The organism is Flavobacterium haoranii, assembly GCF_009363055.1.
Classification (GTDB): domain Bacteria; phylum Bacteroidota; class Bacteroidia; order Flavobacteriales; family Flavobacteriaceae; genus Flavobacterium; species Flavobacterium haoranii.
Genome location: NZ_CP045292.1, coordinates 168,434 through 181,326, shown reverse-complemented (window position 1 = coordinate 181,326; position 12,893 = coordinate 168,434). Strand labels below are relative to the sequence as shown.

The window sequence follows — 12,893 nt, the reverse complement described above, 5'->3', positions numbered from 1 at the left end:
TAGGCTTTCTAAGTGAAGTTCTAATCTGATTGAGGATTCTTGTGCTTTGTCTGTAACTTTTGCCTGTAATACGTTGTATGTCTTTCGGATAAATACATACTCTTTTGTGTGTATGTTTCATACTTTATCTATGCTTTTGATTAGACTTTGAGTTAGATTAAAGTTACTTATTACTTCATTTGTTTTAACGTTGATTTTTAAGTCTTTATGTAGGACGTTTTTGGACAAAAATGTTCAATAGTGTCATTTGGTATATAGTGAGGTTTTAGAACTGTTCTTTATAAGGAATTTTGTTTAACAATTATTTGAAAATGTGTTGCAACTCAATTTTTTAAGTATTGCCAAAAAAAATAAATGTTAAACTAAAATTTTGAAGTTATGGCTAGACAGAAAGGCATAATTAAATTAAAAGGTACTATCGGGGATATTACTTTTTACAAAACTCAGGATGGGCATTTAGCGCGTGAGAAAGGTGGAATTGATGCGAGCAGAATTGCGAGTGACCCTGCGTTTCAAAGAACGCGTGAAAATGGTTCTGAGTTTGGTAGAGCAGGAAAAGCCGGAAAGGTTTTGAGAACTGCTTTACGACCATTGTTGTTGAATTCTGCTGATGGTAGAATGGTAAGCCGTTTAACCCAAACTATGGTTAAGGTTATTCAGGCGGATGCTGTGAGTGAAAGAGGATTACGAAATGTAATAGATGGAGAAATTGAATTGGTACTTGGTTTCGAATTTAATATTCGTGGTAAGTTAGGTACTTCTTTATTTGCACCGTTTACCTCAGCGATTGACAGAGTTGCAGGAACTTTAGATGTTTCTATACCATCTTTTGTACCGGCAAACATGATTGCAGCTCCAAGTGGTACTACTCATTTTAAAGTTATCTCAGGTGGTGCAGAAATTGACTTTACAAATGAAACATATGTAGTAGCAACTAGTGAAACAGCCATTTTACCATGGGATGCTACTGCAACTGCTGTTATCAATTTGAGTAATGCAGTTACTGCTAACTCAACTCATCCTTTAGTTTTAGCTTTAGGTATTGAGTTCTACCAAGAGATTAATGGGCAAATGTATCCGTTGAAAAATGGTGCTTTCAACCCGTTATCGATTGTGAGTGTTGATGGTGGTGTGTAGACTGAAGTTAGAAATTAGAAATCAGTATTTAGAAGTATGGTTTTGTTTTTAACAAGAACTTATTTCCCTGAAGGAACTAACGGAAAACTAGAATGTGAAGGTAAACTCATTGCTTATACCATTGAATTACCATGGAAGCAAAATGAGAAAAGAGTTTCTTGTATTCCTGAAGGGAAATATTTTATTAGAAAGCGATACAGTACCAAATACAAATGGCATTTAGAAGTAGTAGATGTACCGAATAGAAGTTTGATTTTGTTTCATCCTGCTAATTATGCTCAAAATGAGTTGTTAGGTTGTATTGCTCCTGTTACGAAACTTTCTGGTCCTGGTATGGGATTATTATCTCGTAAAGCTTTTACTAAGTTGAAAGACAAGGTTTATAAAGCATTAGATAATGGAGAAAGTGTTTCATTGATTGTACAATAGATCCTTAACAGGATGACAAAAAAAGAAAATTATGAACGTATTAGATCGTGCTAAGGCACCCACACCAAAATTCTTTAAGGTTTTACGAACTATTGGATTAGCCTTATTAGCAGTTAGTGGAAGTATTGTAGCTGCTCCAATTGCTTTGCCAGCTGTTGTTGTTACTGTTGCGGGTTATGCAGCAGTTGCAGGAGGAGTTTTATCGGCGGTTAGCCAAATCACTGTTGATGAAAACAGTATTAAAAAAGATGAGGCTGAAACTGAACCCGAGGTAAAAGAGAATGGATAATTCTTTAACTTTGAAGGCAGGAACTTTTGGAGGTGTTGCGTTGAGTGTATTGCCCAATATTACCTCAGCAGATATCTTTAAAACTATAGTTTTAGCCTTTGTAGGAGCAGTTGTTAGTTTTGGTGTTACTTTGCTTTTAAAGCAGTTAACTACTAAAAAGTAATAATCTCAGTTTTGATTGGTAACCTTTACTGAGAAATAAGAAAGCCTGAATTATGTTCAGGCTTTCTTTATTTCAGTAAATTATTTACTCTTTTTCAATACCCAAGAAACACCTTCATTCCTTGAAATATAAGTACCTTTTGTTGTTTCTAATAACAATTCGTTTCCTAAATCTATTAAAGAGATTAAATCGCCGTAATTTTTAAAAATGCTTTTTTGAACCCAAGAAATTCCATTGTTTTTAGAATGTTCTACAATTTTTCTTTCTGTGTTGATTTTTACTAAAATTCCTTTGTGTGTTACAATTGTTGACATAATTTTAAATTTAGTTTATATAATAATCGATTACGACTTGATTGTTTTCAACTGAATTATCAATTTCAATATTTTTATTTTCAGGATGTGAAATACTTAATTCTTTTAGATTTTTATTCAGTTTTACATACATTAATGGATTGTCGCACAAATAAGCTTCCTTGAGATTTGAATTTAAAACTATAGATTCAATTTCATTAGCATTTGCGGTCAATTCTTCTAATTTTTCGTTTAATTCTAAACTTTTTAGTTTGTTATTGGTAACACATAAATTTTTCAATTTATTATTACATTTTAATTCTGTGAGTTCATTACTTGCAATATCTAGTTCGATAATATTTTCGTTTAATTGAATACTACTAATTTTATTACTACAAGCATCTAAGTAAATTAAATTGTCATGCAGAATAATTTCTTTAATATCGCAATCTGGACATAAAAAATGCTTAATCGTTCTATTTAATACAATGGTTTCAACGTTTTTCACAGAAAAATGAACAAATTCTTTATGTTCTGAAATAACATATCTTTCTATTTTATTGATTAGATAAGGTTCTTTATTTTCAACAATTTCAGTGTTATAAAATGGCATAATTATAGGCTCATTATCTGCGTTGTCTAAATAGTCTTTTATTTTTTCTACATATCTATCAAAGTAAGATTGCTTTGGTTTCTTTTCTTCAAAATAGTTGTTATACAAACCTTTATAATGTTGTAAAGCTAAATTTCTACAACTCTCGTTTGATATACTTTCAATTTCTCTTAAAGTTAACGGATTTGCTTTTTCAAAATCTCTTCCTAATTCAAAACAAAGCTTTTGTAAATTAGGAATGTGTTCTAATTTTCTCAGAAAATGTCTTTGAAAGTTGTGTGGATTTTTATAAATTATTTTTAAATATCCCAATGCTTCTTTGTAAACAAAATCGGAAAAAAATGACCTTGTATAGTTATAGGAAATTGCTGGTAAATGATAAATTAGTTCCATATTTTTAATTTTTGGTAAAACTAAAAATGGAGAATGCCAAAAGAAGTCGTTCTAAAAATTAAAATTGAAAAAAGGTGTTTTTCTCATTTTATAATTGAAGTCTAATGAAGAAGTATTTATAAAAGTTGTATTTAGATGTTCTAAAACTCCAAAACCTTCATGAATATGACCGAAAATATGATATTTTGGATTTACTCTTTCAACATTTTTAAGCAAATCTACACAACCTACATTTTGATTGTGAAACGTTTTATCTAAAAGGCCAAAAGATGGACCGTGTGTAATTAGAATGTCAGTATTGTTTGGAATTAGTTGCCAATGTTTGTTAATTTCTTCGCCTATTTTTCTATTAAATGCCCAATTGTGAAACTCAGGAGTTATAGGTGAACCCCAAATGTTAATTCCTTCGATTTCAATACTAGAATCGTTTAGGTAGTAAATGTTTTTTGGTAGAATATTTTGAATTTCCTGTTGGGTAAAATGTTCAAAGAAGAAATCGTGATTTCCTGCTATAAAAACTTTGTAAGTGTAAGGTTGTTTTTCAAACCAATCGATAAAATTTGCAGCTTCCTCTTGTGTGCCTCTGTTGCATACATCGCCTGCATGAATAAGCAAATCACCACCAGATAATTGTAACTGATGATGAAGACCGTGTGTATCGGAAATGGTGGTGATTTGCATAAACTTAAAAGTTTAAATAATTTTTATACCACTCTTCATAAATATTACACATTCTAAAAATTATTGCAGATAGAAATATTTTAATCTTATCATTATTTAAATCTCCTCCTTTTAATCGATAATAGTTACCATCTATTTGATCCCAATATTTAAAATCATCTTCTTTAATAAAACTATCAGCTCTATTATTATCTATTGAAAATCTTTCTTTAGGTGATACATTATTACTTTCACTTCTGTTATCATCGAAGGAAAGTGCACGATAATTCCCAATGCATTCTTTCCAATTTTTAACAATCTGAGCAATATTTTCTTTATTATATATCCAACTTGCAGGATAAATATGATCCCAGTCCCAAGGTCTGTTAGTATCTTCTATACTTTCAAATTGATTATACTCTTTAAATTTTTCAACAATGTAATTTCTCTGAGCAAAAATCAATAATGATTTATTCCAATAAATTGTGTTTATAAATTCTCTAAATGAATTTACAATTTCATCATCTTTGAAATCGTTATCTGCATAATATTTTATCAATTCATTTGAAAAATATTTCTTTGTTGAATCAGCCCAATCATCAGAACAAGTTAATTGATTGATTATAATGTTTTTTAAATTTTCTCTTAGTAATTCTGGTTTTACTATAAGTTTTACCTTTCTTTCTTTTACTAAATTCAAATATGAAGCCTTCCAAGAATTAGAATCTTTTAGTTTTTCGAATAGCGAATTCCCAATATTTTTTTCAGCTTTAAACCAATTAATAATGCTAAAATAAGCCGCAACTTCACTAATATTGTATTCATCATTTCTTTCTAAAAAAACAAGTAAATTAAATGTTAAGTCAAGATTTGAAACTAATAATTGCTTAACTAATGCTTTTGGATATTTTTCTTCTTCAACATTATTGTAAATTACTTTTATTGCGTTTTCTAATAATTCATTAGCTCTACCATTATTAATATAATTTAACATATTTTTTTGAAACTCTTCATCTTTAATTCTTTTCCTAAAATCATTAACATTAAATTCCTTTACATAATAAGACCAGTTATTTTGTTTAGCATAAGAAAGTCTTGAAAATAACGAAATGATTTTTGTAGGTGAGATAAAATTTGATTTTATATCTTCAACTAAATCTTTTGATTCTGGAAAATATGCTTTAAAAATAGAATAATTTAATTCTTCACCTGAAATTCTTGTCCCTGCGGAATTCACTCTTACGAAAAGTGTTGGATCCATTTCATTAGAGTTTTTACTATTTAACTCATTTTCATCAATTTTTAAAACATCACTTGAAACAAGAATTTCGGGAACATTACAATTTAAATAATTTTTATAACCATAATAGATTTCAATTAAATCATCATCTGTAACAAGGTTATAATCCACATAATTATCATTTGAATATTGTGTTTTAATTTTATTATTAAAGTCAATATTTATTAAACTTCTTATTTTTTGAATAAAATCATCTTTATTGATTGCTTTAATGTTTAATAAATATTGAAGAGGAATAGGATAATTAGCATCCCAAGGGTTTATTTTATCTGTTGTTAAAGCTGTATAATTAACTTCACTCTCATTGTTAAAAAACTGTAAAGCCTTTTTTCTATTACCCATACTGAGTGTTTTAGAATTATCGGTTCTTTGATAACCCCACGGATGAGATTGTGTTAATACTCTAAAAACATATCTGTGGTTATTGGTTATATGACTTGGCTTTAAATCTATCCAAATCATTGGTTTATATTCTTTAAGAGATAAGAAGTTCTCATTGTTTTCTTCATAAGGATTTAGATGACCCAACGCTATACTTGTACATCTTTGTTGCCCATCTAACAGATTTCTATGTACTCCATCAAAACTCATTAAAACCGCGCCTATTGGATAACCTCTGAAAATAGAATCCCATAAAGCTTCAATTTGATTAGGTCTCCACACAAAACCTCTTTGTAATTTAGGTAAAGATATTTTACTTGTTATAGATTGCCATTCTGCAATATTTGAAAGTGTGTAAATTTTGTTTTCCATAAAATAATTATCTTATTTGTATATATTTTTCAACTTATTTATTTCTTCAATCATTTCATTTCTAAAATGAGTTGGCTCTAAAACTTCACATAAGCTTCCTAGTTTTAAAATTTCAGTTTTAAAATCGTGGCTTAATTGAATATAAAACTCAAGTTTAAAATGTGTTTCGTTTTCTTCAACTATTTTTTGAGAATGATGTAATGGTAATGAAATTAAAAACTTTTTTTGATAATTGGCAATTTTTAAAATTACTTTATAAGGTTTTCCTTGTGCATCTATACCAAATGCATTTTTGTAATATTCTTTAATATTAAACTCTGGAACTGTGTGTTTTCCTGTAGAAATTTCAAGGTCAGAAATTCTGTCTAATCCATAATTTCTAAACTCTTTTTTGTCAATGTCAAATGCAATTAAATACCATCTATGTTGTGCTTCTTTAATAGCAATAGGAACACATTTTCTTTTTTTTATATCGTAATTCCAGTAGCTTTCATGTAAAAAATTAATTACTACTTTATTTTGAATGGCATGTAATAGTCCGTGCATATTTTCCATTCCTTTTGATTTGCGTTGTTCTAATAAAATAATCTTAGATACTTCATTAGATTTATTTAACGCTTGAGTAATATGGAAAGATTCAGCTATTCTATCAAAACTTCCATCTGAAAGTTCTTCGTTAATCTGGTACAAACCCTCTTTTTTGTTGAATATAATATCGATGCCATATAAACTTTTTATTTCATCTTTATCTCTTTGAAATGTTCTTAAGCTAATTTTTAGGTTTTGTTTTAAAAAATTTTGCAAGTCCTCAGGTGTAACTGATTTTCGTCTTAGTAATTCGACGACTTTATTATATCTTTTAAAATAATCTTTTTTTGCCATTTACTTTATTTTTTTTCAAATATATAGATATTAAACGCCAAAAGATGTCGTAGTGCTATTTTTTATAAATTAATTTAAAATAATAACCCAGCTAAATTTGCTAGGTTATTATTGATTAGAGATTTAGAAAAATTTTAAAATCTTCTAAAGTTGAATTATTTCCTAAAGAAATTGCTGTAAAGAGTATTGCTAATTTGTCTATATACTTTACATCAATATCTTTGAATTCATGCATAGAATTTGTAACCTTTTCAAAAGATATGTAATTTGAATTTATCATCATATTTTGGACAAATTCATTTTCTTCAAAACCTACATAAAGAATAAGATAAATAGCAATTTCTTCATTAAAAATTAAAATTGAATGTTCTAAAGCCTTTGCTTTTAAATTTTCATATTCATTAAATGATACGAGATAGGCGATTGCTTTTTTTAAATCGATGTTGTTTTTTATTGCATTAAACAACAAGCAATGATCAAAATTTGAATACGGTAATTCCATAAACTTAAAGATTAAAATGTTAATAATTAAGTTGAAGGAATTAGGATGTTAAAAACGGCTTGAATAATAAAATTTATTTTGTTCTATACTTTAATAAAATAGTATTACGAAGTTCATTGATAAGTTTAAGGTTCTTTGTATAATGTGTTTCTTGTTGATGTAATAGTTGTAAGGCTTTTACATTTTTTTGATGTTGTTCATACTCTTGGAGTAAACGCGTTACTTTTGGGAAAAACTCTTTTTTGAACTCGTGTAGGGCTAAAAATGGAATAACGGAACCTCGCAAATAAGGCATCCAGAATTTTGATTTCCATAAACTTGCAGCTATCCAAAATATGTCTTCTTTGTCAGCTTTATTTTGGAAGATGATTACAAAGGAATTTGTAAAGGGTTCGTTTTGTGGTTTTCCGCTATTTAATCCTTTGTTTAATACAAAGAAATGCGGTTTTTCATAGGTTTTTCCGATTACGTGGCTTTTAACGATAAAATTTGTCATACTAAAAGAATTAAAGGTTAGCTCTTCTTCAGTTCCTTCATCCTTTACAATTGTTTTTTCGAAAAGAAAAAGGAAAAAAAAGAAAGCCTTTACTTCCTGTGGAAGGTTTCAAAAAAGCAAGATTTTCAATAGAAACCCGAAGGGCTTGAACTTGCTTTTTTGAATACCTGGAACAAATCTTTGTTTTCTTTTTTTACTCTTTTTTGTTTTGAATAACGAGGTTTTGTATAGCAATCTAACACCCCTAAGCACCGCAAGGCATGAAAAAAGCGTTAGCACGTAAAGTATATAAATAGCTTTTTGAAATGACTGAGGAGCGTGATGGCGGTGTTGCGGCAATGTGAGGAGGCCTGCGACACAATATGCGGACAAGAAGGAACGAAGTGAGGACGCGGAGCAAAGTGGGGCAGTGTGCTGAAAGCATAACCCTGTTGTAACACGAAGTGTTATCAGACTATCAAATTGTGGCTTTGCCACACTTGTCAGGGAGTACTGAACGAACAGGGAGCAACCGCCCATAACACAAGGGGCGATGGACATAAAGTAGGAGCTGACTAAAAGGAAGCTGCTGCTATGGACATACTAGCCCCGACGAACGACGCCCTTGAACGTGTGAAGATGAGGACAATATGTAAAAGCAGGAAATGGGCTTGATAGCTTATTTACTGCTTTTTTATTTGTGTACTGTGGAACGGAAGGAGGCACGACTGACTGGAACAGCCGAACGGAACAAAGTGAAATAAGGAGTGAGACCGCTTGATTGCTTTACTAATTTAATAGGTTTTGTATAGTTTGCAGATTTGATTCATTGCGGTGATTATCGCCGTTACAAAGAGACAGAGATAAACTTTTTAGATTTAAATTTTATCTATTAAAATGGAATATCATCTATTTCTTGATTAGTAAAGCAATAATTTACCGTTTCATCCAAGATGGTGTAATTTTGAATTGTATTACATGAAAAAAATCTACAAATAGCATAATGACAATAATTATCTTCTTTTAAATCTTCAATAAGGATTAGATTGAAAGCATATTTTGAATTATTTCCTATCAAAAGGAATGAATTTCTAGCTTTATAACAATTTTCACCACAGCATTTAGAGGATTGTTTAATAAAATAACTATCACCCAATTCTTTACATCTATTAAAAATTATTTCTATTTCATTTAAAAATAAAGTTTTGTAATCTTTATGCATATGACAGGACTCAGGTAGTAGATTTTCTAAATATGGAATATTCATATTTAAAAAGCTATCAAGTATTGTTTCTCTTACAGAGTTTTTAATATGAATTACATCAAAGTTTTCTTCTAATTTTTTTAAAAGGTTTTTTTTATCGTTTTTCATATTATAAAAATTTAATCGAGATATTTTGTAACTCTAAAAGCTAGGGTTTTGTTTTTACAATTTGGACAATAATTTCCTTCCTCATTGAAGTATAAATCAAAATTATTGATAGTTCTATCATTCTTGTTTTCACCTTTTAAAGCGGCATCAGAATAGAATAAATACTTATCAGAATTCTTGTGTTCGTAATAATTTATTTGTTCAAATTCTAATGATTCTTTATTAATAGCAGGAACAGGACAATAGGTTTGATAATTGAATCTACCGCCGCCGATTCTGAATTCGTTCTTGAAACCACAAGAGCGACATAATGATACTAAGATGTTTCCCATTTTATCTTAATAATAAAAGTTTATTTACAATAATTTAATATTTTCTTTGTTTTAAAAATTCTTTTAATGTAATTGTAGTTACACCTAAGCCCTTGGACTTGATTTGTAAACCATTATCAGAAGTTAAGATAATTGGGTTTTCTTCTTTGTATTTTAGTGCAACTGTTAAAATCAAATTATCAGGTGTCTTTTTATTAAAATCATTTGGGAGTAATGATAAATCTGCAATATCCATTTTTATACCACGTTTATCTATACTTTCGTTAATTAATCTCAAAGCCTTTTGTACATTCCGTTTTTGTTCTTCAGTTAATGAAACTTTTAAATAATCTAATTCGTCTATCACTTTTGCAGAGATAACTACACTATATTTTTCATCAATTTTCGAAATTATATCTGGGTAATCAACAAAAACATTAGTATCTATTATATAAATATTTTCTTTATTATTCACAATTTCTTTTTTTGACTTTTCAAATTTTGAAAGGTCTATTTTACCAACAATTTTTAGATTTGATTGAATTGGAATTTCAGTTTTGTATTTGTTGTCCTCAAGTCTATATTCTTCTTTTATCTTCTTAGAAAGTTCATTATATTTTGAAGTATAAACTTCGGAAAATTTTAATAATTTGGTTTCTTCACAGTATACTTTTTGTCCATTTTTATAATCAAACAAATGCTCTAAATATGGAATGCCACCTGCATCGCCAGTATAACTAGCTACGTCACATTGGTAATAAACCGATAAAAAATAAAAAAACCTATCAATTGACATATCGGCAACTTTACTTTGTTCAACAATGTTATCATATGTATCATTCAATGAAATTTTTGATTCCATATATTTACCTATTAGACTAGACCTTAAAAGAGCATTGAATATTACTAAATTTTCTTTTGATATATCTAAATCAGAAGCATATTGTTCAAGCAATATAATTGTTTCAATAATTTGATTGTTTATATTACCCTTTTTATAAGCTATAGATTTTCCTATGTCGTGCAAAAGCAAAAATAATACGAACCATTCCATTTCATTTTTTTCAAAGCTCTTGCTAAAATATTTTTGAAATTGATTATAAACATTTAGTATATGCTGTTTTATAACATAATGCCTTACACGAGCATTGTACAATGGAATAAAAAATGGAACTTTATTGCAAATGTTTTCAATTCGTTCATTAAAATTCATGATAATTAAGTTTAATAATTACGTATTTATTTTTAGGCGTTTAAAATGTAACCAAATGCTTTTTCTAATGTTTTTTCTCCAATACCGTCATAGTTTGCCAACGCAATCATAGAATTTATTTCACCGCTTTGAATTATCTCTGATATTTTTTTAGCGTATTGTGGTTGTATACCTGTTTCTGCTTTGATTGTTTTTTCATCTAATGACAACCATTTTGCTTTAAATGATTCGAACAAATCATCAGGTGCATTTGGATCGTAGTCGTAAATTTCAATGTCTATAGAACATTTTCCTAAATACTCGTCCATAAGTCGTTTGACTTCGTTCGTATCTAAACCACCATTGTGAGTTCCAAGCAAAGGAAAAGCAATTGAAGTAATTCCTTTTTCTCATATGTTTCTACAAATTTTTGTAACCCTTGTTCAATCCACTCCATTTTACTTGGGTATTTCCAATGAAATTTAGTTGGAAAACTCAAAATCCAAGGTGCATTTTCTTGTTTGGTATAAAGCCATAATATACCAGTTTTTATTAGTTTGCTTTTACAGTGTATTTTATATTCTTCATACATTTTTGGATAACGAAGTTTATGCACCAACGCAATTCCTTTTCCCATTACACCAACACAATTCACAGTGTTTACAATTGTTTGACACTTTGAATTAAAAATATTGCCATTAATATGTTTTATTGCCATTTTCTGTTCTGTATAATTTATAAAGTTAAAACAAATTTGAAGCTTATTATTTTAAATAAATAAACCAATTTCTGTTTGATTCATCAATAAAGTTTAATTGTATTTTTTGTTTTACATTTCCAAGAGATACATAAGAATTGAAAATAATTTTGTCCTTTTCTATTTTGCTTACATTTCCAGAAATAATTTCAATTTCTTTAATGTCATTATTTACATTTAAAACAAAATAACCGTTTCCATTAAAATCAGTTGAAACATGTAGTTCTGAATCTTCTTCTTCAATTCTCACCCTTGGATTTTCATTGTTATAAAAACTTCTATCTACTATAATTTTTGAAATAATGCCTTTATGCTCATTTCCTATTAAATTTATGAGTAGTGTCCTGTCTGATTCCGATGAACAAACAATCTCAAAATCGAACAAGTCTTGAAAAGAAAGTTCATCTTTAACTAAAAATTCTTGTTGGGAATAGTTCATATAGTTTTCTAAATCATCTTCTATATCAGAATACAAATATTGAAAATTGAACTTGTCTAACATCTGATCAACAGGTTTAAATTGTGTTGCATTTTTTTGCATATTTCCATTGCTTACACAACATTTTTTCTCATTCTTAAAAAGAACTTCTTTCAATGAAAACCTAAAAAATATTGGAATTGGACATTTTGGAAAACCTAAATTTCTTGCCTTTTCAAAAAACTTGTCCGTTTGGTTTTTACCTAAGAACTCATTATAAAACTGCGTTGGTGTTTGCGGTCTAAAATAAAAACGTGCATAATCGTGAGCATCGCCTCTCCGATGAACAACATTTCCTGCAGCATCACCTTGTATTTTTGCTCTATTTCTACTTTGAATTTTTCTGTTTTTTATTATTTCGACTGCATTGTCAATATGTGAAAAGTGATAAATACTTCCTTTCCATTTAGACCGTTGTTGTTCAATTTTATCAATGAAGTTTAAAGTTGCGTTTTTGTTTAATTCATCTGCAACATAGCTCCCTAAAAGTTCTTCAACTCGTTTATTTTCTTTGAGTGCAGTCCAATTCCAAAACTGTTTAAACTCTTGAATAATATCTATTGTAAAATTTAAATTTGTATTTGAAGAAATCAAATTCCAATCTAAAAAATCTTTGAACTTATTTAGAATTTTATTATTCAAAGTCAATTTACCTGATTCACATATAAAATACCAATTCCATTTGTCGACAAAACGCTCAACAAAATCAATATCTGTAAAATTGATTTGGGAATTTTCTGTAATACTTTTCCAATGCCATTTGTTTTCAAATTTGGCAAGTATTTCTTTGGTTGGAATTAGGCTTGAATGTTTTGATAAGTATTCCCAATCCAAATTAAATTCTTTGGTAAGCGTTAGTATTTCTACTGTTGGAATGAATGATTTATGTCGTGA

At 28.8% G+C, this 12,893-nt stretch carries 17 protein-coding genes; 4 read left to right on the top strand and 13 right to left on the bottom strand.

The window, feature by feature from the left end:
- The first annotated feature begins 378 nt into the window (after positions 1 to 378).
- From GCU34_RS00840 to GCU34_RS13555, 4 genes are read left to right on the top strand one after another with little or no spacing between them, the layout of a single operon-like run.
- Complete coding sequence (locus GCU34_RS00840) at positions 379 to 1,137, top strand: hypothetical protein (protein WP_072780643.1); 759 nt, start codon at positions 379 to 381, stop codon at positions 1,135 to 1,137.
- A gap of 36 nt (positions 1,138 to 1,173) precedes the next feature.
- Positions 1,174 to 1,566, top strand: a complete 393-nt coding sequence (locus GCU34_RS00835) for a DUF5675 family protein (RefSeq protein ID WP_072780645.1) — start codon at positions 1,174 to 1,176, stop codon at positions 1,564 to 1,566.
- A 31-nt stretch (positions 1,567 to 1,597) separates the two neighbouring features.
- The gene (locus tag GCU34_RS00830; protein WP_072780648.1) at positions 1,598 to 1,855 is read left to right on the top strand and encodes a hypothetical protein; all 258 of its coding nucleotides are present in this window, start codon (positions 1,598 to 1,600) and stop codon (positions 1,853 to 1,855) included.
- Positions 1,848 to 2,018 (top strand): hypothetical protein, encoded by a 171-nt coding sequence (locus tag GCU34_RS13555; RefSeq protein ID WP_178138322.1) that lies wholly within the window; start codon positions 1,848 to 1,850, stop codon positions 2,016 to 2,018. Before GCU34_RS00830 ends, GCU34_RS13555 begins: the two co-directional genes overlap by 8 nt.
- Before the next feature lie 80 nt (positions 2,019 to 2,098).
- Here the strand turns inward: GCU34_RS13555 and GCU34_RS00825 are convergent, their stop codons facing one another.
- The 13 genes from GCU34_RS00825 to GCU34_RS00770 all read right to left on the bottom strand — a co-directional run bounded on the left by GCU34_RS00825 (position 2,099) and on the right by GCU34_RS00770 (position 12,833).
- Entirely contained in the window at positions 2,099 to 2,332 is a 234-nt protein-coding gene (locus GCU34_RS00825) for a hypothetical protein (protein ID WP_072780651.1), read from the bottom strand.
- 10 nt (positions 2,333 to 2,342) lie between these two features.
- Positions 2,343 to 3,317, bottom strand: coding sequence for a hypothetical protein (locus GCU34_RS00820; protein WP_072780654.1), 975 nt, complete (start codon positions 3,315 to 3,317; stop codon positions 2,343 to 2,345).
- A 51-nt stretch (positions 3,318 to 3,368) separates the two neighbouring features.
- Entirely contained in the window at positions 3,369 to 3,998 is a 630-nt protein-coding gene (locus GCU34_RS00815; protein ID WP_072780657.1) for a metallophosphatase domain-containing protein, read from the bottom strand.
- Between the two features lie 4 nt (positions 3,999 to 4,002).
- Entirely contained in the window at positions 4,003 to 6,030 is a 2,028-nt protein-coding gene (locus tag GCU34_RS00810) for a DUF262 domain-containing protein (protein WP_072780660.1), read from the bottom strand.
- Positions 6,031 to 6,042: 12 nt separating this feature from the next.
- Complete coding sequence (locus GCU34_RS00805; protein WP_072780662.1) at positions 6,043 to 6,912, bottom strand: helix-turn-helix transcriptional regulator; 870 nt, start codon at positions 6,910 to 6,912, stop codon at positions 6,043 to 6,045.
- A gap of 115 nt (positions 6,913 to 7,027) precedes the next feature.
- On the bottom strand, positions 7,028 to 7,414 hold the full coding sequence (locus GCU34_RS00800) for a hypothetical protein (protein WP_072780665.1): 387 nt from the start codon (positions 7,412 to 7,414) through the stop codon (positions 7,028 to 7,030).
- A 73-nt stretch (positions 7,415 to 7,487) separates the two neighbouring features.
- Positions 7,488 to 7,910, bottom strand: coding sequence for a DUF6943 family protein (locus tag GCU34_RS00795; RefSeq protein ID WP_072780667.1), 423 nt, complete (start codon positions 7,908 to 7,910; stop codon positions 7,488 to 7,490).
- Positions 7,911 to 8,781: 871 nt separating this feature from the next.
- Positions 8,782 to 9,261, bottom strand: a complete 480-nt coding sequence (locus tag GCU34_RS00790) for a hypothetical protein (protein WP_072780670.1) — start codon at positions 9,259 to 9,261, stop codon at positions 8,782 to 8,784.
- 11 nt (positions 9,262 to 9,272) lie between these two features.
- Positions 9,273 to 9,593 (bottom strand): hypothetical protein, encoded by a 321-nt coding sequence (locus tag GCU34_RS00785; protein ID WP_072780672.1) that lies wholly within the window; start codon positions 9,591 to 9,593, stop codon positions 9,273 to 9,275.
- A 34-nt stretch (positions 9,594 to 9,627) separates the two neighbouring features.
- Positions 9,628 to 10,785: a PIN domain-containing protein gene (locus GCU34_RS00780; protein ID WP_072780674.1), complete on the bottom strand. Its 1,158-nt coding sequence runs from the start codon at positions 10,783 to 10,785 to the stop codon at positions 9,628 to 9,630.
- Between the two features lie 32 nt (positions 10,786 to 10,817).
- Positions 10,818 to 11,144, bottom strand: coding sequence for a hypothetical protein (locus GCU34_RS13745; RefSeq protein ID WP_227658706.1), 327 nt, complete (start codon positions 11,142 to 11,144; stop codon positions 10,818 to 10,820).
- Positions 11,117 to 11,482 carry a macro domain-containing protein gene (locus GCU34_RS13740; protein WP_227658705.1) on the bottom strand — a complete coding sequence of 122 codons (366 nt, stop codon included), beginning with the start codon at positions 11,480 to 11,482 and terminating at the stop codon, positions 11,117 to 11,119. Before GCU34_RS13740 ends, GCU34_RS13745 begins: the two co-directional genes overlap by 28 nt.
- 46 nt (positions 11,483 to 11,528) lie before the next feature.
- Entirely contained in the window at positions 11,529 to 12,833 is a 1,305-nt protein-coding gene (locus GCU34_RS00770) for a DarT ssDNA thymidine ADP-ribosyltransferase family protein (protein WP_193702255.1), read from the bottom strand.
- Between the last annotated feature and the right edge of the window lie 60 nt (positions 12,834 to 12,893).